Source organism: Brachyspira hampsonii (assembly GCF_002214805.1).
GTDB classification, from domain to species: domain Bacteria; phylum Spirochaetota; class Brachyspiria; order Brachyspirales; family Brachyspiraceae; genus Brachyspira; species Brachyspira hampsonii.
On sequence record NZ_CP019914.1, the window covers coordinates 2,938,131 to 2,964,591 of the forward strand.

Sequence of the window (26,461 nt, forward strand, 5' to 3'; positions counted from 1 at the left end):
AAATTAGACTTAAAAAATATTTACTTATGTATAAAATCACCGTTGGTATTCTTAAGAATTCCGACGGTTTTTTTATTTTTTTATAAAAATATTAAAGTTAATTTCCAAGCGTCCGATAATATATTTAGTTGATTGGACTACCCCCCAATAACTATATTTGTAATAAGCCGCTTTGTTCATCCCACAAAAGCGGTTTATTTTTTTAACTATTTTTTATAATAAAGCTTTAATATTAAAAATATTATATATTAGTTAACCTTTTCCATAGATATGTTAAGTATTCAAGTTTCCCAAGCAAATTATTTTTTGAGCTTTTAGGTTATACATCTTTAGAACATCAAGAATTAATAAAAAATCAGTTCAATATGAAAAATATTTAAAAATTCTCTATTAAAAAAAATTATTTTTAATATATAATACTTATTCAAAATTTTAATTATTATTTTATGGAGTCTTGCTTCATTATGAAAAAGTTTATACCAATTCTTCCTATATTATCCGGTATATTTTGGGGCGGCGGCGGAATATTTATCAGAAGACTTATGGAATTAAATATAAATAGTTTTACTGTAGTTTCTTCAAGAGTTATTTTAGCAAGCATAATATTTTTTATAAGCGTATTTTTATATGACAGATCTTTGGTAAAAATAAAATTAAAAGATTTATGGATATTTATTTCAGCCGGAATACTTGGAATATTAGGTCTTAATATTTGCTATAATGAGGCAGTAAAGCAATTATCATTATCTTTGTCCGCTATTCTTTTAAGTTTATCTCCTATATTTGTTTTAATATTTGCCAATATATTTTTTAAAGAGAAAATCACAGCAAAAAAAATTATTTGTATGATACTAGCATTATTAGGCTGTTTCTTTGCAAGCGGAATACTTGAAACTAATGAAACTATGCATTGGACATATTTTGGTATATTTATAGGTTTTTTAGGAGCTTTTTTCTACGGACTTTACAGCATATTCTCTAAACTTGCTATAATAAAAAATTATAATACATTGACAGTTACATTGTATGCCTTGATAAGCATAGCAGTAATATCACTTCCTTTTACTGATTGGAAAGCTCTTTCAAATGTTGTAATAGAAAATGGTTCAGGAATGTTGATTTTTATGCTTTTTCATTCTCTTTGTACATCAGTATTTCCTTATGCATTTTTTACTATAGCTTTAGGTTATATGGATGCTGGAAAGGCTTCTATATTGGCATCAGGAGAGCCTATAGCGGCAATGTTTTTTGGAATATTCTTTTATCATGAAATTCCTACTGTACTTTCTGTTATAGGTGTATTATTAACATTGACTGCTTTGACTTTGCTTAGTTTACCTGAAAAAAATAAATAATTTATATACAAATAATATATTACAGTATATAATGCATTTTAATAATTTTTGAGTTTTTAAAGGAATTATTTTTATGAATGCTAATAGATTAAACAGAGTTATTGATTCTATGAAAGAAAAAGATATTTATCAATTTGTTATAACAGATAGAATGTCAATATATTATCTTACAAATATTAATATACATTCGGGAGAAAGATTTTTAGGACTTTATATTAATCAGGATAATGAAGTTCATCTTATTAATAATCAGCTTTTTCCATTAAATAATAATGATATAGATATTTTATACTATTCAGATACAGAAAGTGCTGTTAAAAAACTGTCTAAGTTTGTACATAAAGATAAAAATATCGGAATTGATAAAGCTATGACATCAAATTTCCTTCTTGAGATGATGGATCTTAATATTGCAGAAAGTTATTTAAATGCGTCAAGCTGTATAGACTATGTAAGAATGCAAAAGGATGAAGAAGAAATAAAAAAGATGATAAAGGCATCAGAGATTAATGATAAAAGTATGAATGATATTATTAATTTTATAAAAGCCGGCATGAAAGAGATTGATGTATTAGAGGAATTGAAACTTATATATAAAAGAAATGGAGTAGACGGAGGTTTTTCATTTACACCAATAATAGCTTTTGCAGAGAATGCTGCTAATCCTCATTATTCTACAGGCAATACTATGATAGGAGATAATGGATGTTTAGTTATAGATATGGGCTGTATGCATGATGGGTATTGTTCGGATATGACTAGAACTATATTTTTTGGAGAGCCTGATGATGAGGCTAAAAAAATATATAATATAGTAAAAACTGCTAATGAAAGAGCTATTGATAAAGTAAAAGAAGGATTAAAATTTTCAGATATAGATAATGAGGCGCGTTCATATATAACAGAAAATGGATATGGAGAATATTTTACCCATAGAACTGGGCATTGCATAGGTATGGATGTTCATGAATATGGAGATGTTAGTTCTGTTCATCATTCATTATTAAAAGAGGGTATGATATTCTCAATAGAACCAGGTATTTATTGCTATGATAAGAAAGTTGGTGTAAGAATAGAGGATTTGATACTTGTAACTAAAGAGGGACATAAAAACTTGAATAGTTTCACAAAAGAAATGATAATAAAATAATAGAATCATATATTAAAAAATATTTAGTTAATGTAAAAAAATTATTCTATTTTATATAATTAACATAATAAAATTCTTTATTTGACTTTAATTGAAATTTACATTATTATTAATATTCTACTATAATTATATTTTTGTTATAATAATTTTTATTAAAGGGATAGTAAAATGGGAGATAAACAATACAGTATTGATGAATCTATAGAATTAATTACAAGAGGAATCAGCGAAGTTATAGGTTTGGAAGAAATAAAAGAAAAATTAAAAAGCGGCAAGCAATTAACAGTAAAAGCCGGATTTGATCCTACCGCACCTGATATACATTTAGGACATACTGTACTTTTGAGAAAAATGAGGCATTTTCAATTATTGGGTCATAAAGTTATATTCTTAATAGGCGATTTTACTGGAAGAATAGGAGATCCTTCAGGTAAAACTAAAACAAGACCAAGACTTACTTTAGAAGATGTTTTAAGGAATGCTGAAACTTATAAGCAGCAGGTTTTTAAAATTTTGGATCCTGAAAAAACTATAGTTGAATTTAATTCTAAATGGCTTGAGAAAATGAGTTTTGCAGATGTACTTGGACTTACTTCAAGATATACTGTAGCTCAGATGATAGAAAGAGATGATTTTTCTAAAAGGTACAAAAACGGACAGCCTATTAGTATTATGGAATTTTTATATCCATTAGCACAAGGATATGATTCTGTTGCTTTGGAATGCGATGTTGAGCTTGGAGGAAATGATCAGAAATTTAATTTGCTTGTAGGAAGAACTTTAATGAAGGAGTATGGATTATCTCCTCAGGCTGTTATTACTGTTCCTTTATTAGAAGGTTTAGACGGTGTTGAAAAGATGAGTAAATCATTAGGAAATTATATAGGAATATATGACAGTCCTAAAGATATGTATGGTAAAGCTATGAGCATACCAGATAGTTTAATATCTAAGTATATGGAGCTTCTTACAGATATACCTATAGATGATATAAAGAATTATGTTAAAGCTATGGAGAATGGTGAAAATCCTAGAAATATAAAAGGTATATTAGCAAAAGAGATAGTAAAAATATATCATGGAGAGTCAGAAGCATTGAACGCTGAAGAAGAGTTTAAAAGAATATTCAGTTCTAAAGGACTTCCTGATGAAATAGAAGAAGTTGTTATTAATAAAGATGATAATATTTTAAATGTATTATCAATTTGCATGTCATCAGAAAGTAAATCTAATTTGAAAAGGCTTGTTTCTCAGGGAAGTGTTGCTTTGGATAATGAAAAGATAAATGATATAAATTTTTTGATTTCTAAAGAGGGGATTTTAAAAGTAGGCAAACGCAATTTCTTTAAAATTAAATTCTCTTAAAGTTAGTAATTGAGTTTTAGAGGATAGAATGCGAATCTTTGTCTTGTTATTATTTACATTAATATTTAATGTGTGTCTTTATGCTCAGGATACTAATGCAGATAATACTATTGCAACAAATAATAATACCATTTCTGCTAACAATAGAGGTGAAAGTGCAATAATGCAGATAAATAGATTCGATGCCAGAAGAAACCCTGTATCATTCATTAATTTAGTTAATTTTACTCCGTATTATGTATTACAGGAATATGCCAAAGTTAATAATATAGAAATTTACCCTTATGATACGGAAGCTACTTTAAGGGCTAGAATAATAGAAAGACAAGTAAATATAAAACAAGAAGTTATTAGAGGCAATGAAGAAGTAAGAGAGATAGCAAGAACTACTATAAACAAAGGCGGCTCACAAGTAGAACTCGTAGGAGCTGATTTTGCTGAAAGATATGCAGTGGAAGAGGCAGGCGAGGAACTTATATCATTATATGGTAATGTTACTATGAAAATGTATAATAATACATTAATAGCAGACAAAGTTGTTTATAGTTTAAAAACGGGTGAGGTTTTTGCTTCCGGAGACATAACTGTAGAGTCATCTGATACTACTCTTAAAGGTGAATGGTTTATGCTGAATAGAGAAAATAAAAAAGGTATTCTATTCGGCGGCGGTACAAAATTTATGAGTTTTACTGTTGAAGGCCGTATCATAAAATTCAATGATCAGGATTTTTTTGCGGAGAACAGCAGTGTAAGTTTTTCCCGTCTTACGCCTGTAGCCCATGATTTTTTAGCCAGCAGAGTTTATCTTTGGGACAGTAAAAAAATGATGGTATTTAATAGTATTTATAGGGTAGGAAGACAGCCTGTGTTCTATTTTCCTCTATTTATTCAAAATAATTTTGGTACGGGTATCATATCTTCTTTCGGGGAATCTTTAAGAGAAGGTGTTTATATACAGAATTATAAAATATTTGATTTGTACGGAGTTAAGCATAAAGTAAGATTTGATGCTTATCAGAAATTAGGTTTTTTGATTGGCGATGAGATAAGATATACAAGTCAGTATCAGAATTTGGCTCTAGATGCCATGTTTGCTTTAGGAAGACAGTACTATTTATTTGACTCTTATATTACTTCAAGTATAGGTTATGGTACTAGGTATGTTAACTATTTTGCATCAGGAGAGTCAGGAAAGTTCGTACCTAGATACAAATTTCAATATGATCATACAATTCAATTATACAGCAGTCAAAATATTAATAGTTATATTACAGGAAAACTTAATTTAAATAGCGATTTATATTTTAGATCCGACTTTTACAATCAAAGAGGACAGTTTGATATACTTACATTCTTTACCTCTATTACAGGTAATTTGCAGGATATTGGAGATTCTTATCCTGAAAGCTATATTGAAAATTCTGTATATGTTAATAATAATATTTACGGAGTAAATTTGAAAGTTGGAGCAGAATGGGATTTAGAAGCTGTTAGAAATATATCAGTTGATGTTAATACTAATTTCGATTATTATATGCCTAAACCATATAAACTTATTCTTCCTTCTGTAGAGGCTAGTTATGGATCCGTATTTGGAGATGAAACATCTTATTACTTCCCAAATCTTAATATTAACTATAATTTAAGAGCTAATTATAATCATACTATTAATTATAAAACATCAGAAGGTATTGCTTTTTACAATAATCCTATGCTTGATTCACAATTAAATGATAAACTTTCTGAGAGGGATAATCTTAATTTATACGGAGATGTATCAAGGACTTTTACTAATGATTTTTTAAGGTTTGTGCCTAGTGTTAATATGGAATATTCATATCAAAATAGTATATCTCCTTCAGCTGAAGATTTGATTTATGATAAAGATAATACTTACATTGGTATAGGAACAGGAATGAATTTTTCTATGTTTTTACCTTACAGCATTCTGCCTTATAATTTTACTAAATATTTTGAACCTACTATAAGATGGGATACTACTTACACTTTGGGATATAGATTTAAAGAAAAGTATGTTGATAATGATTATGGAAATTCACAATTGGGGGAATTTAATAATCATAATTTTACAACTAGATTTTCAATGGGAGGAACTGGATACAGTTTATTTTATTTACCTGATTTAAATCTTAATATGGAAACTTTCATAACAACAGGTTATGATTTTATACCTACATACAATGCAGAAACTAAAACTTATCAAGTAGAACTTTCCACAAATAATATGCTTACAACTGAAGTAGGTGCTTCTGCAAGGCTTTTATATAATCAGTCTTATATATCTTATGATGTAACAAGGAATTTATTAGGCACTAATTTAACAGCTAATAGAATAAATGCATATTTCCACTTTCCTATACCTTTAGGAAAAATTACAGATTGGATTTTAATAAAAAATAATAGAAAGCCTTTTTTTGACGGTATAGTTAATGATTTTAATTTATATTTTGGATTTGCCTTTACTCATGATTTTATTAATTATAGATATAATACAGCATCTTTCACATTCGGTATAGAACTTCAGGTTTTAGAGCAATGGAAATTCAGAATATCAACTACTAGTGCAAATGAAAATACCTACAGATATATAAAATCTTATGCAGAAGAGGAAAATCAAACTTGGGTTAATCCTTTTTGGGATATTATAAATTCATTCAATTTTTCTGATTCTAAAAAAAGAACGGATAGTTTATTTAAATTAAAATCCATAGAGGCTAGTATTTGGCATGAATTAGATGGATGGCAGATTCAGGCTACTTTCGCTGTAAGACCTTCTACACTTCCTTCTGATATTACTTCAGGTTCTGTAAAAGGTATTTATTGGAATAAAGAGTTTTGGATTGAATTTACTCTTACAGACTTTCCTAGTGTTGGGCTTCCTAGAAAAGAATATGACCTTAACAGTACAATTACTGATTTGCAAGATACTGCAGCTACTACGCAATAATTATTATAATAGGGTTTTTTATGAAAAAAATTGTAATTATTATATTTTATTTCAGCGTATTATTGTTTGCTGAAGATTTTACGGATATTGTAACTGATGAAATACCTGATTATGATTTAAATATCAGTTATGATAGTTTATATGAAGCTATAGATAATTATGATACAGATTATATAAGAACAGCTATAAGCAATGGGAATATAAATATTGACTTAAAACTTACAGATGATTATACAAATAATTTAGGAGGTGCTACTCTCTTACTTTATTCTATATATAAAAATGCAGGAGAAATAACTAAAATTTTAATAGATAATGGGGCTAATTTAAGAGCAAGGGATTTTAAGACTTGGAATAGTATTATGTATGCAGCAGCTTTTTCTGACTTGGATACTATATCATTACTTGCAGAGAAAGACAGTACATTGCTTGACACTAAAACAGAATTTAATGTAACGCCTTTGCATATAGCTTGTGATTATAATAATCTTGATGCTTTGATGTATTTATGTACTAATTCTAATATAGATATTAATGCTCAGGATATAGACGGCTGGACTGCTCTTTATCATGCGGCAAATTCTAAAAGTATTGAGGCTTATAATTTACTAATAATGCTTGGAGCAGATACTAATATCACAGATAATCATAATGTATCGCCTGAAACTGTACTTACTAGAAAAATTGAAGATGAACTTAATGAAGTAAGGGATATTGATATTGAATTATTTAAAGCTGTGGAAAAAGATGATTATAGAAAGATAAGAACTTTAATAAATAGAGGTGCTAATATTAATGCTAAAGACGGATACGGCTTAAGTGTTTTGCATTTAGCTATAAAGTATAATAGTTTTAGGGCTGTTGATGTGCTTTTAGCGAATAGAAATATTAATTTGGAATCTACACTTCCTGAAGGTTATTTTACGCATTTAGGAGATAACTCTTCAGATGCAGTTTATATAGGAAAGGCTACACCTCTTATTTATGCTATATTTAAAAGCGGCGGAGACAGCAGAATAGTAAATGCCCTTATAAGAAAAGGTGCTGATGTAAATGCTTCAGATGAAGAAGGCTGGTCTACATTTTTATATGCAGCTGCTTTTGGAAATAGTTCTATGCTTAGAAATATTCTTTCAAAAAATAGAAATCTTATTAACAGTAAAACAAAAGATAATGTTACGCCTCTTCATATGGCTGTTGTTTATGATAATATAGACAATATAAAATATTTGGTTAGAAATTTGAAAGCGGATATTAATGCTCAAGATGATGACGGCTGGACTGCTTTATATTATGCAGCAGCGAACAATAAAAAAGAAGCTTATGACTTGCTTTTAAGATTGGGGGCTGACAAAAATATAGCCAATAATGAGGGATTAAAGCCTGCTGATGTTTTACGCTAAATTATCAATTTTGTTATATTGCATTAATTAATTATTATTATATAATTTTTAATATTATGTTTACTCATTAAAGTAAATATATTAGGAAATTTTTACTTATGATTAAAAAAGGATTTTTATCTATTATATTACTTTTTATTATTAGTTTTAATATATTTGCATTGACTTCAAAAGAGCAGGAATTTTTTGATGCCATAAAAGAAAATAAATATGAATCTCAATTAAAAAATCTTTTAAGATATAAGATTGATTTAAATGCTACAAATGAAATGGGATTAACTCCGCTTTTGTATGCTATAGAATGCGGTAATGAAAGAGCTGTAAGAGTATTGCTTGAGTACAGCGAAGTTAATATTGAGTATAAACTTCCAGACGATTTTGCAGATTATCCGTACATAAATAGATATGAAGGTGATAGCTTTAATATAGGAGGAGCTACTCCTTTAATGTTTGCTATATTTAAAGGAAATTCGAGAATAGTTAAACAGCTAATTGATAAAAATGCTAATGTTAAGGCTAAAGATAATGAAGGAACTTCTGTATTTTTATATGCATGCGGTTTTGGAGACGGAAATATTATAAGAATGCTTCTTGTAAAAGACAGAACTTTAGTAAACGATAAAACTCTTAATAGTAATCTTAACGGACTTCATTATGCTGCATCTCTCAATAATTTAGAGACTATTAATTTTTTAATTAAAAATGTTGATATGAATATTAATGACAGAGATATAAACGGATGTACTGCTTTGTATTATGCTGCTTACCATGGAAAAAAAGAGGCATATAATCTTCTTATTAAACTTGGTGCCAATAAAGATATAGGAGATAATTATGGAGTAAAGCCTGAATATATTTTATCTGGAGGAAGCTCTGCTGTTGATTTAGGTACTGATAACAATGAAGAAAATAATAATTCATTTACAAATACTTATGAAGAAAATATGTCTATTATTAGAACTATTCAGGAATCAGATACTAATGCTTTAAGAAATATAATGATGTATTCTAATTTTAATATGAACTCTGTAATTATAGCTTATGAAACTCCTCTTACTTATGCTATACATCTTGGTAAAGATGATATGGTTAATGAACTTTTAAAATATAGAATTGATAATACAAATATTATTAATATAGAAACTAGTTTTATACCAAGAGATGATTTATATTTTAATGAAAGCAGGGCAGAGTTTACAGGTTATGTATATTTGTATAATGCAAGCCCTTTACAGTATGCTATATTCAAAGGTAATACTAATATAATAAACACTCTTTTAAAGCTTGGTGCCGATATAAACAGAAAAGACAGTTTAGGAAATAATGCTTTAATGTATGCAGCGAGTTATGGAAGTGCAGAAGTTATTGATACGCTTCTAAATTACAGCAGCAATTCTTACAGAGTTGTTGATATATATGGTGATACTCCTTTACATAATGCAGCATTATTAGGAAATACTAATACTTTGACGGCCCTTATGAATAGAACTCCTATAAATATAAATGTACAAAATATTGATGGTAATACTCCTTTGCATTTGGCTGTAAAAAATCATAATACTAATACATACAGATTTTTACTATTAAAAGGTGCTGATTATACTATAAAAAATTATGATGGAAAAACTGCTTCTGATTTACTTTATGGTGATGGTGTTGAAAGTATAGAAAGCATTATAAGTAATGATGCTAATTCATTTACTAATATCTATACGAATGATAAATTGAATAAGATAAATACTAATAGTACAAACAATACAAATTTAATTAATACAAGTAATGATTATAATAATACTAATTATTATAATGATAATCAAAATAATAATATTGGCACAAACAGTAATTATGATGCAGAAACTTTACCTTATGATGATATAGAGTATACTAACAGCATTAATAATGAAAACACATTTAATAATGTTATGGCAGTTAATGCTAATACTTTTGCTGATGACTTAATATATGAATATAGCGATGAAGGAATTACTGATGATTATGTAGAGCCTGATGCAGATGATGATTATTCTCATATATATGAAGCAAGCAAGCCTCTTTTTGATGCTATATATAATGGTAATATTGAGGAGATGCTTAAAGCTATTTCAAATGGCATAGATATAAATTCAAGAAATGAAGAAGGTTTTACTCCTTTACTTTATGCCATTAATTATGATAAATTAGAAGCTATTAAGGCACTTTTAAGTTATAGTAATATTATAGATATAGAAATGCCTCTTAATAATTATACTAATATATATTCTGTAAAATGAAAGAATTTCAGCGGAGAAGTATTATTTAATGGCACAACTCCTTTACAGTATGCTGTATATAAAGGCAATACTAATGCTGTAAATCTTCTTATAGAAAATGGGGCTGACACAAAGAAAAAAGATTATAACGGATACTGCAGTTTATTTTATGCTTCGGCATTTTCTGATGCTAATATGATACACTTTTTACTCACAAAAGATCCTTCTCTTACAAGAGAAAAATCTTTAAGCGGAAGAACAGTTATGCATTTTTCTGCTTTGTATGGGAATGATGAAGCTATATCATATTATTTATCTAATACATTTTTAAGTATTAATGCCAAAGATAATGAGGGCAATACTCCTTTGCATTGTGCCTGTGAAAAGGGATACTCTTCTACTATTAACTTGCTTGTTCAAAGAGGGGCAAAAACTGACATGAGAAATAATGAAGGATTAACCCCTGCTGATATTGCTGGATAGAATAATTTATTTATTTTATATTGGCGGATTTAAGATAAATATGATTATTATATATTTAAATACATAATTGTTTTGTAAATGCTGGAATATAAAAAAATATTAATTTATGAAAATGGGGAACTAATGAAAACAATTTATAAAAATATGATAAAATATTCTTATATTGGTATGTGTATTTTTTTCTTTTTAATTTTTGCTAAAAAAGAAGATATTACAGGTACTGTTAGAATGGTTGGAACTTCTATGTTTCCTGATATTGTTATAAGCACTGAAGAGCGAGATTATTATTTTGATAAAAAATTTTTTGATGAATATGCTAAGTATGTCGGACAAAATATTACTGTAACAGCTAAAGTAAAGAAAGATACTATATGGCTTGCTGACAGAAGTAAATCTTTTGATAGATATACTATTAAGTGGGTTGAAAAAAAGGAATAGTATTTTTATTAGTATATTTTTGTTAATTTAACAATAATTCTTATATCTTTTTCACAAATAAACGTATAATTTGTATTATATATATTGATTTTTTTGATATTCACATATAATTATTTTATAAGTATATTTAAATTAATTATATTGTGAAATTGAAATATTAAAAAAATTGTTATATACTATATAGTACTATATAAAGAATGTTTAATATTTAATTTTTTATAAAGGAGTTATTTTATGAAACCAGAAAAAAGTAATCTTTTTACACCTTTAAAAATAGGTAATCTTGAAATAAAGAACCGTGTAGTAATGCCTCCGATGTGTATGTACAGTGCAGAAGACGGATACGTTAACGATTGGCATATTCAGCATTATTCTACAAGGGCTATAGGCGGAACAGGACTTATTATTGTTGAAGCTACAGGAGTGTTTTCCACTGCGAGCTATATTACTGACAATGATTTAGGCATTTGGGACGATAAATATATTGACGGTTTAAGCAAACTTGTTAAAGCTATTAAAGATAATGGAGCTACTGCTGCAATACAGATTAATCATGCTGGAAGAAAATGTGATTCTTTGAAAGTTGATAAAATATATGCTCCTAGTGCTATAGCATTTAGCGATCAATTTAAAACACCTGTTGAAATGACTAAAGATGATATTAATGAAGTTGTTGATGCATTTGTTAAAGCATTCGTAAGAGCTAAAAAAGCTGGTTTTGATATGGTTGAAGTTCATGCTGCTCATGGTTATTTAGTTTCTACTTTCTTATCGCCATTATCAAATAAAAGAACTGATGAATACGGAAAAAACAGAGCTAAAATTTTAGAAGAGATTTTAAGAAAAGGAAAAGAAGCTGTAGGAAAAGATTATCCTATACAAATAAGAATATCTTCTTATGACTGGAAAGAAGGCGGAAACACAGTAAAAGATTTTGTTGATATGTTAAAACCATTAGAAGAACAAGGATTATTTGATTCTATCAATGTTAGTACAGGAGCTGTTACTGCTGACGGTAAAATCATACCTTATGAAGGCTATCAAATACCTTTCTGCAGAGAGTTAAAACAATATATGAAAGTTCCTTGCATAGGCGGAGGACTTTTAACAGATCCTAAAATGGCTAATATGATAGTAAGAAACGGTGCTGCTGATGCTGTATATATTGGAAGAGAGATTTTAAGAAATCCTTACTGGGCATTACAGGCTGCTAGAACTTTAGGTATTGATGTTCCATTCCCTAAACAATATGAAATGGCTAAAAGATAAAATAATATATAATTAAATATTTTTTGAGGCTTGATTATGCATATTGATTATGCATAATTTAAGCCTTTTTTATTTTCATTTAGTTCTTGATATATTTTTATTTAATAATAGAATTATAAATTATGAAAACCGTATCCATTATCATATTTATAAGCATTTGCTGTAATATTATATATTCATTTACTCAAAATGAAAATGATTTAATTATGGCTGCCGAAAAATCTGATATTATGTCAATTAGAAATATACTTAATAAAAAAGATGTTAATATTAATGTTCAAGACAGATACGGTGTTACTCCTTTGATGTATGCTGTATTTAATAAAGATATTTATATATTAGAATTATTATTAAAGAACAATGCCAATCCTAATATGCAAAATGACAGCGGTAAAACTGCTTTAATATATGCAAGCACCAGTTGTGATTTTGATATTATACAGATGCTTATATGGTATAAGGCGGATGTTAATCTTAGAGATAATTATAAATCTACAGCTTTGATGTATGCTTCAAGCAGAGATGCAAATATAATAAAATTACTTGCCGATTCGGGTGCTGATATTAATGCCCAGAACTTAGACGGAAAGACTGCTTTGATATATAATATTTTAAATAAGGCTGATTCTGACATAGTGAAAACTTTTATTTCTTTAGGGGCTGATGTAAATATTCAGGATATTCATGGCTACACTGCTTTAATGTATGCTGCTATATTGGATTATAGAAATTTAGTTGAAATATTAATAGAAAATGGGGCAGATGTAAATAAAAGAAATAATTATAATAAAACAGCTTTAACTATGTCAGAAGAAAATAAAAATTATAAAATGGCTGAAATTTTAATTAAATACGGTGCGGTAAGATAATATTAATTTACTTCTTCTAATCCTAATAATTTTTTTATTTCTTTATTATTCATTTTTTTTGCTAAATCTATCGCTTTACTGTCAGCAGCTGCATTATTTCTTATAAGTTTTCTGCACATTTCTAAATTATTATTTTCTACTGCTGTAGCTAATGGAGTGTATCCTCTGCTGTCTTTTATCTCAGCATCAGCACCGTTTAATAATAAATTATCGACTATAGATATATTATTATTTTTTACCGCTATATGTATAGGAGCATATCCATTATAGATATTGTTTAATTCAGATTCGGCATTTATTAAAATATTAGATATTTCAGTATCATTATTAATAACTGCTATATTTAATGCTAATTGATTTTTATCATTTAATATATTTATGTCGGCATTATATTTTATTAAAGTATTTATAACTTCTATATATTTACTTTTTGATTTATTGGCATTCATTACAGCTAAATGCAAAGCAGTATTTCCATTTTTATCTTTTATATTAGGATTGGCATTTTTAGATAAAAGCAAATTAACACTTTCTAGAAGTTTATTAGAATTGTTTTCTATTACATAATGCAGAGATGTTTTGAAATTGGCATTTGTATTATCAATATTAGCCCCCAATTTTATAAGTTCGCTTGCAGCCTCTATAGAACCATTTCCTACCGCATAATGAAGCATAGTATTTGTATCTTTAGTATCAACATCTATTCCTAAGTTTTTTACTAAATAGTTTATATTTTCTGCATTATTTCCTATGCTTGCTGATTTGATTAATGATACAACATCTTCGCTATTCACAAGAAGGTATATATTTTTATTGAGATAAAGTTCTAATATTTGAGGGTTAGCATATTCTGATGCTAGAAATTCACTTCTAGGTTTTTCTTTCATCTTAAAATTAATATTTGCTCCCGAATCTATTAATAATTTTACGCTTTCAAAATTTTTATTTACAGCAGCAATGTCCATAGCTGAATAGTATGAACCGTCTATATATTGATTATTATTTGTTATTCTAGTATTACTTTCCAAAAGAATATTTAAATCTGTATACGGAGAGTTTTTAAGTATATTTATTGAAGATGTCTGATTATTTTCTGCTGCTATATGTATAAGTGAGTATCCTCTTTCATCTTTAATATTCGGATTGACATTTTGTGATAATAGAGTTTGTATAGTTCTGATATCTCCTGTTTTTACCGCATTAATCATTTTATTTTCATTTTCTGTTAATGCATATAGAGTGATAATATTTATAAATAATGTTATTGTTATAAGTTTTTTCATATTATTTCCATTTTATCATTAAGTTAATATTATGTATACTAATATAATCATCGTTTTTATATTTATTTTTATTATAACTTTTTTATTATTAAAATATTATATAAATAGAATAAAATATTGAAAAATAGACAAATATAATATATACTTATGATAATATTTGGAGGTTTCTAAATGGCTAGCATAGAAAGAGATAAAGCTATTGAACTATTTAAAAAATATAATAATGAGCATTCATTATTTAAGCATGCATTATCAGTGGAAGCTGTTATGAGATATTTTGCAAGAAAAAACGCAGAAGATGAAGACGAATGGGGGATGGTAGGTTTTTTGCATGATATGGATTATGAAAAATATCCTGATGAGCATTGTATCAAAGTTAGAGAAATACTTGAAGCAGAAGGACTTCCTGATAGTTTTATAAGAGCCATTCAAAGTCATGGTTACGGACTATGTACAGATATTGAGCCTTTAAGCGATATGGAAAAAACTTTATATGCTGTTGATGAGCTTGCAGGTTTTATTACGGCATGTGCTTTAGTGAGACCTTCAAAGAGTTTAGATGATATGGAAGTAAAATCTGTTAAGAAGAAATTGAAAGATAAGGCATTTGCAGCTAAAGTTGACAGAACAGTTATAAATAAAGGTGCTGAAATGTTGGGAATTAATATAGATGAACTTATAAAAGAAACTATAGAAGCTCTTATTCCTGTGCAGGAGAGTATAGGGCTTAATAAAATTTCCTAAATATTAATGTTTACGGACTTGGGTTATGAGTAAAATAAAGATACTTACAATAGTAGATATGCAAAATGATTATATGGAAGGCGGTCCTATGGCTGTTAAAGGTGCTGCTAAATTGGTGCCTGTCATAAATGATCTTATAAAGAATGGAGAGTATGATGCAATAATTGCAACTCAGGATTGGCATCCTTCCAATCATATATCTTTTGCTTCAACTCATGAAAAAGAGCCTTTTTCTAAAATAAAAGTTATAGATCAGGATACAGGAGATGAAGAAGTCATTACTTTATGGCCTCGTCATTGCGTTGCCAGAACTTATGGTTCGGCTATAGTTGATGGTCTTAGAAAGAAAAAAGATTATATATATGTTCAAAAGGGAGTTGATCCGGACGATGAGGGTAACTCCGGTTTTTCTTATATGCATAAAGAGTTTATTGATGCTGCCAGAGAAAATAAAGAAACTTTGGTGCTTGATTTTGTTGGGGTTGCTCTTGACTACTGTGTATTTTTTACGGCTAGAGATACTGCTGAATATGTGGCTTCTATAGATGCTGAATATTTGGTAAGCGTAAATGTACTTGGATATGCTTCTGCTGCAGTTAATCCTGAAGTTATTGAGGGATTATATGCTTCTTGTCCTCTCATTAATCTTAAAAAGGTTAAATTGTGAAAATTATTAGGCTTGATAAAAAAACAAATTTTAATAAAGCCTATATTTATAAAAGCCCTATTGGCGATATAATATTAATGACTGATGAAACTTCTCAATATATCACATCATTAGAGTTTAACTTAAATAATATTAATATATCATCAAAACATGATGAACCGCCTTTAATAAAGAAAGCAAAAAAAGAATTAGATAATTACTTTTCAAATGATTTAAAAAAATTCTCTATTCCTTTGGCTTTATATGGTACAGATTTCCAATATAATGTTTGGTTAGAAACTTTAAAGATACCTTTTGGCAATGTTGTATCATATTCCGAAATAGCAGCAAATATTTCCGATAAAAGAGGCAGCATATCGAGAGCAGTTGGAACAGCTGAAGGAAAAAATAAAATAGCTATTATTATACCTTGTCATAGAGTTGTAGGAGTAAATAAAAAATTAATAGGCTATGCGGGAGGCTTGGATAAAAAAGAATATTTACTAAGACATGAGGGTTTTAATATAGTTAATTCTAAGATTATAATATAATAATTAAGATTATAATAGGTTGATTTTATATGCTTAAAAAGACTTATAAAACAAATAGGCTTTTTCTATTACAGCCCAATATAAATATGGCTTCAGAGATAGTTGATTTTTACAGAAGAAATAAAGAGTTTTTTAAAGAGTTTGATCCTCAAAGACCTGAAGTATTTTATAAGATTAATACTCATAAAGATATTATAAAAAAAGAGCTTGAAGAAATCAGATTGGAAAGAATGCTTAAATTTTGGATATACAAAATAGAAGATAAAAAAAAGATTATAGGTATGATTAATTTCAGCAATATTTATAAAGGTGTTTTTTTATCAACTACAGTGGGCTATAAATTAGATGAATTTGAACAAGGTAAAGGCTACATGACTGAAGCCCTTAAAGCAGCAATAATAATAGTATTTAAAGAACTTAAACTTCATAGAGTAGAAGCGAATATAATGCCTCATAATAAACCTTCATTAGAATTGGCTAAAAGATTGGGATTTGAATATGAGGGGCTTGCTAAGAAATATTTAAAGATTAATGGTAAGTGGGAAGATCATGTTCATATGACTATAATAAATGATGAAATATAAAAAATCTTTTAAATTTATGTAATTATGATTTTTATTTGTTATTTTGAATAAATTCGCATAAAAACATATAAAATTATATACTCAAAATCTTTACAAATTAAATATTATCTGTATAATGCATGTAAATAAAATAATAATAAGAGGTATATAAATGTCTGTAAAATGTGTTTGGTGCGGAAAAAATGTAGAAGAAATACAAGGTCAGGCTACTATGGATACTTGTGATGAGTGCGAAGATTTTTTTGAAGAGCATATTGATGATATATCAGAATCTTTGAATGAGCTTCTTAAAAAAAATGAATCTTCATCATCTAAACCTACAGAAAAAAAGGCTTGGATTAGTTATTCGCTTATAACAGCAATTCATATGCTTAGCTCCAAACCATATATAGAATTTAAAGACTCTAAATATAAAGATTTAATTTCGGATGATAAAAAATGAGAACATTATACATAATAACTTTTATATTTTTTTGTTTTTCGGCAAGTTTAATGCCTAAAAGTCAGGAGAATTTTTACTGTGAGTATTGCGGCAATAAATTTAGTTCAGTTAAATTATTGACTTCTCAAAATTGTATGCGGCACCCAGATGGTAATTATAAAGGCAAGCATAAACTTTATGAGGGCAGTGAAAAAGATGAATATACTTGTAAATACTGCGGCAATAAATATAAAACTATAAAACAGTTAACTTCTGCAAAATGTATGCGTCATCCAAATGGTAATTATAAGGGATATCATTCTCCTGCTCTTTGATAATTATAATACTAAAATTATGGGGGATTTATGAATAATTATGATAATAATGAGAGAGAAGCTGAAATAGTTAATGATGGCTATAATGATAAAAAGAATTCTTTTAATTCTATAATTTCTTGGATTCCATTTATATTAGCTTTAATATATACGATTTCGCCTATTGATTTTATTCCGGATGTTATACCTGTTGCTGGTTGGGGAGAAGATGCTTTGTTTTTAATTGCATCGGCTTTGCATGGCATTCAAAATACTGTATTAGATAAAAATACATCTATATATAAGATAGTTAAATATATAAAATGGGCTTCATTTATATTTACTATTATTTTTATACTGATATTGGTTCTTCTTATAGTATTAGTTTTTAAAGTTTCAGCTAATTAGTAATAATATATACTGTAATTTTCTATATTTAATTTAAAAATATAAATTCCGATTATTATATAGCTAGAATATATTTTAAAGATAGAAAGATGGAAGAGATAAAAAAGTATTGGAATGAATTTTTAGATATTATAAGTGAAGATGATGAGTTCGCTGGTGTTGCTCTGCTTAAAGGCAGTATAATTGTATCTGATAATGAAAATAAAGCTGATATAGTGTGTTCTGGAGATTTTACGGCATCGCATATAAAAAAAGATTTTTTAGCAAGAATAAAAGATTTTTTTGAAGATAGGCTAGGGCATAATATAGATATAGATGTCAAAGTAGATGCAGAACTTGTTAATAAGTATCTGCATGAAACTGAAGAATCTTCTGAAAATAAGGAAAATAATTCTAATAAAAATATATTAGAATCCTCAAAAAAAGAAAATTCTTATAGTAAAAGCAATTTAAACGATTATTTTAGGTTTGATAATTTCATACAGGGAAATAATAACAGATATGTATTTGAAGCCGCCAAATATGTATCATCTAATCCGGGTAAAGAATATAATCCTCTCTATATATATGGAAGTGTTGGTATAGGAAAGACTCATTTACTTCAGGCTATAGGTAATAGTTATATGCAGAATAATCCTAATGCTAAAGTTCTTTATATAGACGGAAGCGGTTTTAGAGATGAATATGTATCAGGACTTCAGAATAAAAAACCTGAAGTTTTTAAGAAAAGATATAAATCTTTGGATATGCTTTTGCTTGATGATTTACAGCTTCTTGAAAGTGCTCAGGAGACATCTAAAGAACTATTTGAAATATTTCAGGCTTTAGATAATTCATCAAAACAGATGGTATTTGTAAGTGATAAGCCTCCTAAAGAGTTAAGAAATATAGAAGCAAGATTAAAAAATAGATTTGAAAAGAGTCTTATTCTTTCAATAGAGCCTCCTCAATATGAAACTAGACTTGCCATAATAGAAAGAAAATTATTTGATTTGCATACAAGTATAGATGAAGAAGTTATGAAATATATGGCAGAAAATATTACAACAGATGTTAGGAAGATTGAAGGAGCAATAAGGGCTTATTTATCAGTAAGAGATTTAATGAAAATAACTCCTAATATAGAGCAATGTGATAAATTGGATATATTTAAAGATTATTTTACCAATAAGCCTAAATTAAAGAATGCTACAATAAAAGAGATAAAAAAAATAGTTGCTGATTATTATGGCATAGAGATTTCATCTTTTGAAAGTAAAGACAGAACAAAATTTATATCTAAAGCTAGGCATGTAGCCATATATTTAGCTTGCGAATATTCTAAAAAGTCTGTTACGGAAATAGGACTCGATTTTAATAGAGATCATGCCTCTGTAATACATGCCAGAGATAAAGTTAAAGATGAATTAAAAACAGGTTCGCATTTATATTCAGAAATTAATGATATAATAGCCGGAATATCATAAAATTCTTAAAATAAAATATAAAAAATGATTGACTTTTATATGATTTTATATATAATTTAGGAGTATTGTTAAATTAATACAATTTTTCATAAACCTCCTTATCACCCTGATGTCTTATACAGGGTGATACTTTTTTAACGGAAATTCAAACTTTTACTGTCTAATATTATCATAATACTCTTTTTATTATATTTATATGTCTAAAAATAATACATGATTGAATATTTTATATGTATAAAAATTGTACATTTAATATTATATATAGCTGTATTTAGTCATAATCAAAAATTATTTATCTGTTTTAATATGTTTTTGTATTATATTGAGCATATTCTTATTAGTTTTTTTAGTATTTATATGTTTTAAATGTATTTTGTTAAGTTATTTTTTATGAAAGATATTATTTAAATTTTATTTATTGGCACATTTATTGCATATAATAGTGGTATAAAGCTGAGAATATTAAAAAGTTATAAAATAATACTTTTAATAAAAAGGAGAATAAATGGAAGAGGAAATAAAAGAAAACAGCGAAGATAAAAAAGAGGAAGAAAATGTAGAAGCAGAAGCGGCTGAAAATAATGAGCAATCGGAAGAAAATATTGAAAATAATACTGAGGATGAAATAACAGCATTGAAAAAAAGAATAGAGGAGTTGGAAAATGAATCTGCTGATATGAAAAATAAATATATGTATGCTATGGCAGAGGCGGAAAATATTAGAAAGAGAACGGCTAAAGAGAAAATTGACGGTATAAAAAGAGCGAATAAAGAACTTTTATTGTCTTTGTTAAATTTTATGGATAATTTTGAGAGGGCATTAAAAGCAGGAGAGAAAGAAGAAAATATTCAGAATTCTGAGTATTATAAAGGAATAGCACTAATACATAAACAATTTATAGACTTTATGCATGATAATGGGGTTTCTGAAATAGAGTCTTTAGGAGAAGAGTTTGATCCTAATGTACATGAGGCATTAACTATGATAGAAGTTCCGAATCTTGATAAAGAAAAGGTTGTTGAAGTTTATGCTAAAGGTTATAAATTGAATGATGAACTTTTGAGAACAGCTAAAGTGGTGGTTGGAAAGCCGGCTACTGCTAAAGAATAAATAATTAATTAGGAGATTTTATGGCACATATTCAACTTTTTAGAGCTTATTACGAGCCGAAAGCAGACAAAAAGGAGAGCATACAGCATATAAACAGAGTTCTTCAGGATTTGACTGATGCGATTAACAATCATATCAGAGATAAAGAAGTAATTAATGTTGACCTTACTACTTCTCATTTGGGTAATGGTCATACTGAGTATGTTGTTAGTGTTCTGACGAAAGACTGACAGCAGATAATTTAAGATATATTAATTTTAGTATTAAAAGATTTAGTAATATTTGAAAAGGAGAAATTTATTATGAGTAAAATAATTGGAATAGATTTAGGAACAACAAATTCATGTGTATCAGTAATGGAAGGCGGGAAACCTGTAGTAATAACAAACAGCGAAGGAAACAGAACAACACCTTCTATAGTAGCATTCACAAATAAAGGCGAAGTATTAGTAGGTCAGCCTGCTAAAAACCAAATGGTAACTAATCCAGAAAATACAATATTCTCTATTAAAAGATTTATGGGTAACACTTATGCAGAAGTAACAGAAGAGCGTTCAAGAATGCCTTATACAGTTATAGAAGACGGCGGAAAAGTAAAAATTAAAACTTTAGAAGGAAACTTCACCCCTCAGGAAATAAGTGCTAGAATACTTCAAAAGATGAAACAAACAGCAGAAGAATATTTGGGCGAAACAGTAACTGATGCTATTATTACAGTACCAGCATACTTTAATGACAGTCAAAGACAATCTACTAAAGATGCAGGCCGTATTGCCGGACTTAATGTATTAAGAATAATAAATGAGCCTACTGCAGCTGCTTTAGCTTATGGTATAGAAAAAAAGAAAGATGAAAAAATAGCAGTTTATGACTTGGGCGGCGGTACTTTTGATATATCTATACTTGAATTGGCTGACGGAGTATTTGAAGTAAAAAGTACAAACGGTGATACTCACTTGGGCGGTGATGATTTTGACCAAGCGATAATTAATTGGCTTATAGATGAGTTCAAAAAAGATACAGGCGTTGACTTGAATAATGATAAAATGGCTTTACAGAGATTAAAAGAAGCTGCTGAAAAAGCTAAAAAAGAAGTTTCAAGTTCATTACAAACTGACATCAACTTGCCGTACTTGACAGCAGATGCATCAGGTCCTAAACACTTGAATGTATCTTTATCAAGAGCAAAATTTGAGGATTTAGTAAGAGATTTAGTAGAAAAAACTCGCATACCATGTGAAAAAGCATTGAAAGATGCAGGACTTTCTATTAGCGATATAGATGAAGTTATACTTGTTGGAGGTTCTACAAGAGTACCTTTAGTACAGGAAACAGTTAAAAACATATTTGGAAAAGAACCAAATAAAAGCGTAAACCCAGATGAAGCAGTAGCAATGGGAGCAGCAGTACAAGGCGGTATCATAAAAGGTGATGTTAAAGATGTACTTCTTCTTGATGTTACTCCGCTTTCACTTGGTATTGAAACAGAAGGTTCAGTAATGACTGTTTTAATCAACAGAAACACTACTATACCTACAAACAAAAAACAAGTATTCTCTACAGCAGCAGATAATCAGTCATCTGTAACTATCAGAGTATTACAAGGTGAAAGAAAAATGGCTAATGACAACAGAGAGCTTGGAAGATTTGATTTGGTAGGAATACCTCCTGCACCAAGAGGAGTTCCTCAAATAGAAGTTTCATTCGATATTGATGCTAACGGTATAGTACATGTTACAGCTAAAGATTTGGGTACAGGTAAAGAGCAGAAAATAACAATAGCTTCTTCAAGCGGACTTAGCGAAGATGAAATAAACAAAATGGTTCAAGATGCTGAAAAACATGCTGAAGAAGATAAAAAGAAAAAAGAAGAAGTTGAAGCTAAAAACAATGCTGACCATATGATTTATCAGACAGAAAAATTATTGAAAGAAAACGGCGATAAATTACAGGCTTCTGACAAATCAGAAATTGAGTCAAAAATGAGTGCTTTGAAATCAGCAGTAGAATCTAATAATACAGACAGTATTAAAAGAGCTACAGACGATTTACAAGCAGCATGGAGCAAAGCTTCAGAGGCACTTTATAAACAAGCAGGAGCACAGCAAGGTCAGGCAGATGCAGGACAGCAGGCACAGTCTGATAACAGCCAAGATTCAGGCAGAAAAGATGACGGTGTAGTTGATGCTGATTATGAAGTTGTTGATGATAATAAATAAATAATGAAATAAGAAGTTAAATATGCAGTTAATAAAAAACAGTTCTTGTTAACTGCATATTATTTTAAGGATATTATATATGAATATGGAAATGAATCCATTATTAAAAGCCGCTAAAATGGGTGATATAAAAGAATTAGAGTTACTTGTAAAAGTTGAAGATGTTAATCTAAAAGATAAAGACAATTATACAGCTTTAGCTTATGCTAGTGCAAATGGTCATTTAGAAGCTGTAAAATTTTTAGTAGAAAATGGAGCTGATGTAAATGATAAATTAGCTATCAAAGTCGCTTCAGAAAATGGACAAAATGAAGTACTTGCTTATTTGATGAGTAAGCAAGATTTTCAAAATGAAATATGATATGTGCTATATAAAGTAAAAGTTGAATATATAAAGTCTAATGGGCGATTGGAAGTTAATTTTTTGAAAGTGTTGATTTTCAATCGCCTATATTTTTAATGTTTATTAGGAAGTAATTGATGAAAAGAAATACAGAATTAGTAAAAGCAGCCAGACTCGGAGATTTAGAGAAAGTAAAAAACATATTAGAAACAACAGAAGAGTTTGGACATAATGAACTTAATATAGCGTTAGAATATGCTTTATTAAAAGGTCATAGAGATATAGTAAAAGAGCTTATTATAGCTGGTGCTTCTAGTACAGAAACTAAATTAAGATTAAATTATAATAATGTTTCATTTTATTATACAGGATTAATAAATTATATACAATGCATATATGAATTAATGCTAATTTATTATTCTTATATTGGAGATTTTGAAATGGCTGAGCTTTTAATAGACTCAGGAGCTAATCTTAATTATGGTAGTAAAACAGCTTTGATGAAGGCTTCAGAAAAAGGGGATTTAGAAATAGTAAAACTTTTGATAGATTTAGGAGCTTATAGTTTAGATAGGGCTTTGATTGATGCTTCAAGAAATGGGCATTCAGAAGTAGCGGAATTTTTAAAATCAAAAGGGGCTAAATAATAAAATATATTTAAAATTTTTGTTCTTTGACAATTTACCATAATACTAGTATAATAAACATACAATTATTTTTAAAGGCTGGTATGGAATATTCAGAGTATCTTGAAAAACTTAAAAAAGAAATTATCACTGTTGATAATATTAACAGAATAAATGACTGCTATATAAGGTATTTATTTTCAGAGAGAGGTAATGAGAGAATAATACTTAGTTTTATAAATTCTGTTATGAAAAATATGCATTTTAAAACTTTTGTAAAAGCTGAGATTCTTAATCCTTTTAACTTGAGCAAATATTTAGAATCTAAAGAGTCTGTGATGGATATAAGGTGTACCACTGACAGCGGAGAAGTTGTTATTATAGAGATACAGTCTCAGGGCAATATTGAGTTTATTTACAGAAGTTTATTTTATTGGGCTAATGGTTATGCTGTGATGTTAAATAAGGGCGATAATTATAATAATTTATGTCCTGTAATAAGCATTAATATTTTGAACTTTAATTTGATGTATGATATAAATGATATTCATACTTGCTATGTTTTGAAAGAGATTAAACATAATAGAATACTTACTAATCATTGTCAGCTTCATTATATAGAGCTTCCTAAATTTAATTTTAATTCAAGTTATGATGAAGCAGAGAAGAAATTTTTATCTTGGTTAAAATTTTTTAAGGGGGATAAAATGGAAAATTTATTGAAAGAGGATACTATATTTGAAGAGGTAAAATTAAAATCCGAATCGTTTGTACATACTAATCCTTTAATAGATAGCTATAGAAGAAAAGAGGCTGATGAATATTTTAATAAAAGAATGCTTGATTATGAATTAGCAGAGGCTGAGAGAAAAGGTATATCAAAGGGTATTGAAAAAGGTATTGAAAAAGGTATTGAAAAAGGTATTGAAAAAGGTATTGAAAAAGGTATTGAAAAAGGTATTGAAAAAGAAAAATATGTTTTGGCTCAAAATATGAAGAATGAAAATCTTGATATAAATTTAATAAGCAAAATAACAGGTTTAAGTACCGAAGAAATTTTGAAATTATGATTTTATAATTAAATATGTTTTAATGATTATGTATTTATTAAAATATTTCTAAAAATATTTTTTTGTGTTATAATATTCGGCAATAAAAATAAGGCAGATAAGTGAAAAATAAAATTATAGCTTTTATTAAAAGAAAAAATGAATCCATTCATACAACCGAAACTATATATATAGCTTCTATACTTACTATGGTTGGCGGATTTGTGGATGCTTATACTTATGTTACCAGAGGAGGAGTTTTTGCTTATGCTCAGACTGGTAATATAATATTTTTTGCTATGGGTTTGGTGAGAAAACAATTTAATGATACTCTGCATTATTTTATGTCTATTATAATTTTTATTATTGGTATTTTTTTTGCTTTATATATAAAGAAAATTTTGAATAAAAGGAAGATTATTGAATTTGAATATGTTATTATATTAATACATTCTATTGTACTATTTATAGTGGGATTACTGCCTCAAACATTTTCAGACACGGTGATTGTAGGAAGTATATCATTTATGTCGGCAATATTTATGATAACATTTAATAAGGTGGAAGGACTTTCTTATGTTACAAATATGTGTACAGGTAATTTAAGATCTGCTTCAGAGAATATATTTAAATTTTTGTTTAATAAAGATAATACAGGATTAAAAAAAGGATTGATATATATTACAATATTATGCTCTTTTGCTTTAGGAGCTTTTTTAGGAACTTTATTTACTAATATATTTGGAATCAGAGCTATATGGATTTCTTCCGCTTTATTATTGGTAGTTGAAAGTTTGATGTTTTTTGAAAAATAAATGTGTTTATAATTTTTTATATAATTAAAGGATATTTATTATGGATAAAGATTATTATAAAATACTTGATGTTAATATATTTGCAAGTAATGAAAAAATAAAAAAATCTTATAGGGAATTGGCTATGAAATATCATCCGGATAGAAATCCCGGTGATGAAGAGGCTAATCGAAGATTTGTAGATATAAATGAGGCCTATGAAATTTTATCTAATAAAGAGACCAGAATGCAGTATAATATTAAATATTTATCTTCCAATAAGTATATTATTGGAGGATTGGCTGCGGCAGGTATTGGATTAGGTTTAATACTAGGCAGAAGAAAAAACTGAT

25 protein-coding genes and 1 pseudogene are annotated in these 26,461 nt (G+C 28.0%); 25 read left to right on the plus strand and 1 reads right to left on the minus strand.

The features are described from left to right. Nucleotides 1-464 precede the first annotated feature (464 nt). From BHAMNSH16_RS13060 to BHAMNSH16_RS13100, 9 genes and pseudogenes are all read left to right on the plus strand, one after another. Nucleotides 465-1,355 (plus strand): DMT family transporter, encoded by an 891-nt coding sequence (locus tag BHAMNSH16_RS13060; protein WP_069731843.1) that lies wholly within the window; start codon nucleotides 465-467, stop codon nucleotides 1,353-1,355. A 73-nt stretch (nucleotides 1,356-1,428) separates the two neighbouring features. Continuing rightward, the gene (locus tag BHAMNSH16_RS13065; RefSeq protein ID WP_008730428.1) at nucleotides 1,429-2,505 is read left to right on the plus strand and encodes a M24 family metallopeptidase; all 1,077 of its coding nucleotides are present in this window, start codon (nucleotides 1,429-1,431) and stop codon (nucleotides 2,503-2,505) included. A gap of 168 nt (nucleotides 2,506-2,673) precedes the next feature. Then, nucleotides 2,674-3,870, plus strand: a complete 1,197-nt coding sequence (gene tyrS / locus BHAMNSH16_RS13070; RefSeq protein ID WP_008730429.1) for a tyrosine--tRNA ligase — start codon at nucleotides 2,674-2,676, stop codon at nucleotides 3,868-3,870. A gap of 28 nt (nucleotides 3,871-3,898) precedes the next feature. Next, the gene (locus tag BHAMNSH16_RS13075; protein WP_069731842.1) at nucleotides 3,899-6,838 is read left to right on the plus strand and encodes an LPS-assembly protein LptD; all 2,940 of its coding nucleotides are present in this window, start codon (nucleotides 3,899-3,901) and stop codon (nucleotides 6,836-6,838) included. Between the two features lie 20 nt (nucleotides 6,839-6,858). Then, nucleotides 6,859-8,241, plus strand: a complete 1,383-nt coding sequence (locus tag BHAMNSH16_RS13080; RefSeq protein WP_008727956.1) for an ankyrin repeat domain-containing protein — start codon at nucleotides 6,859-6,861, stop codon at nucleotides 8,239-8,241. A 98-nt stretch (nucleotides 8,242-8,339) separates the two neighbouring features. Continuing rightward, nucleotides 8,340-10,973 (plus strand): annotated as a pseudogene (locus BHAMNSH16_RS13085) (ankyrin repeat domain-containing protein). 123 nt (nucleotides 10,974-11,096) lie between these two features. Further along, a complete protein-coding gene (locus tag BHAMNSH16_RS13090) occupies nucleotides 11,097-11,411 on the plus strand; it encodes a hypothetical protein (protein WP_008727954.1) in 315 nt (104 codons plus the stop codon). Nucleotides 11,412-11,645: 234 nt separating this feature from the next. Beyond that, the gene (locus BHAMNSH16_RS13095) at nucleotides 11,646-12,680 is read left to right on the plus strand and encodes an NADH:flavin oxidoreductase/NADH oxidase (RefSeq protein ID WP_008727952.1); all 1,035 of its coding nucleotides are present in this window, start codon (nucleotides 11,646-11,648) and stop codon (nucleotides 12,678-12,680) included. A gap of 122 nt (nucleotides 12,681-12,802) precedes the next feature. After that, the gene (locus BHAMNSH16_RS13100; RefSeq protein WP_039954181.1) at nucleotides 12,803-13,549 is read left to right on the plus strand and encodes an ankyrin repeat domain-containing protein; all 747 of its coding nucleotides are present in this window, start codon (nucleotides 12,803-12,805) and stop codon (nucleotides 13,547-13,549) included. A 2-nt stretch (nucleotides 13,550-13,551) separates the two neighbouring features. On the opposite strand, the gene BHAMNSH16_RS13105 is transcribed toward BHAMNSH16_RS13100, so the two are convergent. After that, nucleotides 13,552-14,832: an ankyrin repeat domain-containing protein gene (locus BHAMNSH16_RS13105; protein WP_069731841.1), complete on the minus strand. Its 1,281-nt coding sequence runs from the start codon at nucleotides 14,830-14,832 to the stop codon at nucleotides 13,552-13,554. 171 nt (nucleotides 14,833-15,003) lie between these two features. On the opposite strand from BHAMNSH16_RS13105, the gene BHAMNSH16_RS13110 reads away from it, so the two are divergent. From BHAMNSH16_RS13110 to BHAMNSH16_RS13185, 16 genes are all read left to right on the plus strand, one after another. Continuing rightward, complete coding sequence (locus BHAMNSH16_RS13110) at nucleotides 15,004-15,576, plus strand: HD domain-containing protein (RefSeq protein WP_008727948.1); 573 nt, start codon at nucleotides 15,004-15,006, stop codon at nucleotides 15,574-15,576. A gap of 25 nt (nucleotides 15,577-15,601) precedes the next feature. Beyond that, nucleotides 15,602-16,243, plus strand: a complete 642-nt coding sequence (locus BHAMNSH16_RS13115; RefSeq protein ID WP_008727947.1) for an isochorismatase family protein — start codon at nucleotides 15,602-15,604, stop codon at nucleotides 16,241-16,243. Next, nucleotides 16,240-16,773 (plus strand): methylated-DNA--[protein]-cysteine S-methyltransferase, encoded by a 534-nt coding sequence (locus BHAMNSH16_RS13120; protein WP_008727946.1) that lies wholly within the window; start codon nucleotides 16,240-16,242, stop codon nucleotides 16,771-16,773. The genes BHAMNSH16_RS13115 and BHAMNSH16_RS13120 overlap by 4 nt, the downstream gene beginning before the upstream one ends. Nucleotides 16,774-16,802: 29 nt before the next feature. Continuing rightward, nucleotides 16,803-17,357 (plus strand): GNAT family N-acetyltransferase, encoded by a 555-nt coding sequence (locus BHAMNSH16_RS13125; protein WP_069731840.1) that lies wholly within the window; start codon nucleotides 16,803-16,805, stop codon nucleotides 17,355-17,357. Between the two features lie 151 nt (nucleotides 17,358-17,508). Further along, on the plus strand, nucleotides 17,509-17,799 hold the full coding sequence (locus tag BHAMNSH16_RS13130) for a hypothetical protein (protein ID WP_008727832.1): 291 nt from the start codon (nucleotides 17,509-17,511) through the stop codon (nucleotides 17,797-17,799). Next, nucleotides 17,796-18,113 carry a hypothetical protein gene (locus tag BHAMNSH16_RS13135; RefSeq protein ID WP_008727831.1) on the plus strand — a complete coding sequence of 106 codons (318 nt, stop codon included), beginning with the start codon at nucleotides 17,796-17,798 and terminating at the stop codon, nucleotides 18,111-18,113. The genes BHAMNSH16_RS13130 and BHAMNSH16_RS13135 overlap by 4 nt, the downstream gene beginning before the upstream one ends. A 30-nt stretch (nucleotides 18,114-18,143) precedes the next feature. Continuing rightward, nucleotides 18,144-18,500 (plus strand): YkvA family protein, encoded by a 357-nt coding sequence (locus tag BHAMNSH16_RS13140; protein WP_008727830.1) that lies wholly within the window; start codon nucleotides 18,144-18,146, stop codon nucleotides 18,498-18,500. A gap of 89 nt (nucleotides 18,501-18,589) precedes the next feature. Continuing rightward, a complete protein-coding gene (gene dnaA, locus BHAMNSH16_RS13145) occupies nucleotides 18,590-19,966 on the plus strand; it encodes a chromosomal replication initiator protein DnaA (protein WP_008727829.1) in 1,377 nt (458 codons plus the stop codon). A 505-nt stretch (nucleotides 19,967-20,471) separates the two neighbouring features. Then, on the plus strand, nucleotides 20,472-21,077 hold the full coding sequence (locus BHAMNSH16_RS13150; RefSeq protein ID WP_008727828.1) for a nucleotide exchange factor GrpE: 606 nt from the start codon (nucleotides 20,472-20,474) through the stop codon (nucleotides 21,075-21,077). A 20-nt stretch (nucleotides 21,078-21,097) separates the two neighbouring features. Further along, complete coding sequence (locus BHAMNSH16_RS13155) at nucleotides 21,098-21,307, plus strand: hypothetical protein (RefSeq protein WP_008725868.1); 210 nt, start codon at nucleotides 21,098-21,100, stop codon at nucleotides 21,305-21,307. 72 nt (nucleotides 21,308-21,379) lie between these two features. Further along, the gene (gene dnaK, locus BHAMNSH16_RS13160) at nucleotides 21,380-23,296 is read left to right on the plus strand and encodes a molecular chaperone DnaK (RefSeq protein ID WP_008727827.1); all 1,917 of its coding nucleotides are present in this window, start codon (nucleotides 21,380-21,382) and stop codon (nucleotides 23,294-23,296) included. A gap of 79 nt (nucleotides 23,297-23,375) precedes the next feature. Continuing rightward, on the plus strand, nucleotides 23,376-23,657 hold the full coding sequence (locus BHAMNSH16_RS13165; RefSeq protein WP_008727826.1) for an ankyrin repeat domain-containing protein: 282 nt from the start codon (nucleotides 23,376-23,378) through the stop codon (nucleotides 23,655-23,657). 119 nt (nucleotides 23,658-23,776) lie between these two features. Then, nucleotides 23,777-24,286, plus strand: coding sequence for an ankyrin repeat domain-containing protein (locus BHAMNSH16_RS13170; protein ID WP_008727825.1), 510 nt, complete (start codon nucleotides 23,777-23,779; stop codon nucleotides 24,284-24,286). Nucleotides 24,287-24,369: 83 nt separating this feature from the next. Continuing rightward, nucleotides 24,370-25,335 (plus strand): Rpn family recombination-promoting nuclease/putative transposase, encoded by a 966-nt coding sequence (locus tag BHAMNSH16_RS13175; RefSeq protein ID WP_008727823.1) that lies wholly within the window; start codon nucleotides 24,370-24,372, stop codon nucleotides 25,333-25,335. 101 nt (nucleotides 25,336-25,436) lie between these two features. After that, on the plus strand, nucleotides 25,437-26,129 hold the full coding sequence (locus tag BHAMNSH16_RS13180) for a YoaK family protein (protein WP_069731839.1): 693 nt from the start codon (nucleotides 25,437-25,439) through the stop codon (nucleotides 26,127-26,129). A gap of 40 nt (nucleotides 26,130-26,169) precedes the next feature. Continuing rightward, nucleotides 26,170-26,460: a DnaJ domain-containing protein gene (locus tag BHAMNSH16_RS13185; RefSeq protein ID WP_069731838.1), complete on the plus strand. Its 291-nt coding sequence runs from the start codon at nucleotides 26,170-26,172 to the stop codon at nucleotides 26,458-26,460. Nucleotide 26,461: the final 1 nt, after the last annotated feature.

Excerpts from the sequence above, each read along its gene's own strand:
- BHAMNSH16_RS13185 (WP_069731838.1), top strand. The coding sequence starts at position 26,170 with ATGGATAAAGATTATTATAAAATACTTGATGTTAATATATTTGCAAGT.
- BHAMNSH16_RS13100 (WP_039954181.1), top strand. The coding sequence starts at position 12,803 with ATGAAAACCGTATCCATTATCATATTTATAAGCATTTGCTGTAATATT.
- BHAMNSH16_RS13175 (WP_008727823.1), top strand. The coding sequence starts at position 24,370 with ATGGAATATTCAGAGTATCTTGAAAAACTTAAAAAAGAAATTATCACT.
- dnaA (WP_008727829.1), top strand. The coding sequence starts at position 18,590 with ATGGAAGAGATAAAAAAGTATTGGAATGAATTTTTAGATATTATAAGT.
- BHAMNSH16_RS13075 (WP_069731842.1), top strand. The coding sequence starts at position 3,899 with ATGCGAATCTTTGTCTTGTTATTATTTACATTAATATTTAATGTGTGT.
- dnaK (WP_008727827.1), top strand. The coding sequence starts at position 21,380 with ATGAGTAAAATAATTGGAATAGATTTAGGAACAACAAATTCATGTGTA.
- BHAMNSH16_RS13080 (WP_008727956.1), top strand. The coding sequence starts at position 6,859 with ATGAAAAAAATTGTAATTATTATATTTTATTTCAGCGTATTATTGTTT.
- BHAMNSH16_RS13130 (WP_008727832.1), top strand. The coding sequence starts at position 17,509 with ATGTCTGTAAAATGTGTTTGGTGCGGAAAAAATGTAGAAGAAATACAA.
- BHAMNSH16_RS13135 (WP_008727831.1), top strand. The coding sequence starts at position 17,796 with ATGAGAACATTATACATAATAACTTTTATATTTTTTTGTTTTTCGGCA.
- BHAMNSH16_RS13165 (WP_008727826.1), top strand. The coding sequence starts at position 23,376 with ATGAATATGGAAATGAATCCATTATTAAAAGCCGCTAAAATGGGTGAT.
- BHAMNSH16_RS13140 (WP_008727830.1), top strand. The coding sequence starts at position 18,144 with ATGAATAATTATGATAATAATGAGAGAGAAGCTGAAATAGTTAATGAT.
- BHAMNSH16_RS13090 (WP_008727954.1), top strand. The coding sequence starts at position 11,097 with ATGAAAACAATTTATAAAAATATGATAAAATATTCTTATATTGGTATG.
- BHAMNSH16_RS13155 (WP_008725868.1), top strand. The coding sequence starts at position 21,098 with ATGGCACATATTCAACTTTTTAGAGCTTATTACGAGCCGAAAGCAGAC.
- BHAMNSH16_RS13170 (WP_008727825.1), top strand. The coding sequence starts at position 23,777 with ATGAAAAGAAATACAGAATTAGTAAAAGCAGCCAGACTCGGAGATTTA.
- BHAMNSH16_RS13125 (WP_069731840.1), top strand. The coding sequence starts at position 16,803 with ATGCTTAAAAAGACTTATAAAACAAATAGGCTTTTTCTATTACAGCCC.
- BHAMNSH16_RS13065 (WP_008730428.1), top strand. The coding sequence starts at position 1,429 with ATGAATGCTAATAGATTAAACAGAGTTATTGATTCTATGAAAGAAAAA.
- tyrS (WP_008730429.1), top strand. The coding sequence starts at position 2,674 with ATGGGAGATAAACAATACAGTATTGATGAATCTATAGAATTAATTACA.
- BHAMNSH16_RS13060 (WP_069731843.1), top strand. The coding sequence starts at position 465 with ATGAAAAAGTTTATACCAATTCTTCCTATATTATCCGGTATATTTTGG.
- BHAMNSH16_RS13105 (WP_069731841.1), bottom strand. The coding sequence starts at position 14,832 with ATGAAAAAACTTATAACAATAACATTATTTATAAATATTATCACTCTA.
- BHAMNSH16_RS13115 (WP_008727947.1), top strand. The coding sequence starts at position 15,602 with ATGAGTAAAATAAAGATACTTACAATAGTAGATATGCAAAATGATTAT.
- BHAMNSH16_RS13150 (WP_008727828.1), top strand. The coding sequence starts at position 20,472 with ATGGAAGAGGAAATAAAAGAAAACAGCGAAGATAAAAAAGAGGAAGAA.
- BHAMNSH16_RS13095 (WP_008727952.1), top strand. The coding sequence starts at position 11,646 with ATGAAACCAGAAAAAAGTAATCTTTTTACACCTTTAAAAATAGGTAAT.
- BHAMNSH16_RS13110 (WP_008727948.1), top strand. The coding sequence starts at position 15,004 with ATGGCTAGCATAGAAAGAGATAAAGCTATTGAACTATTTAAAAAATAT.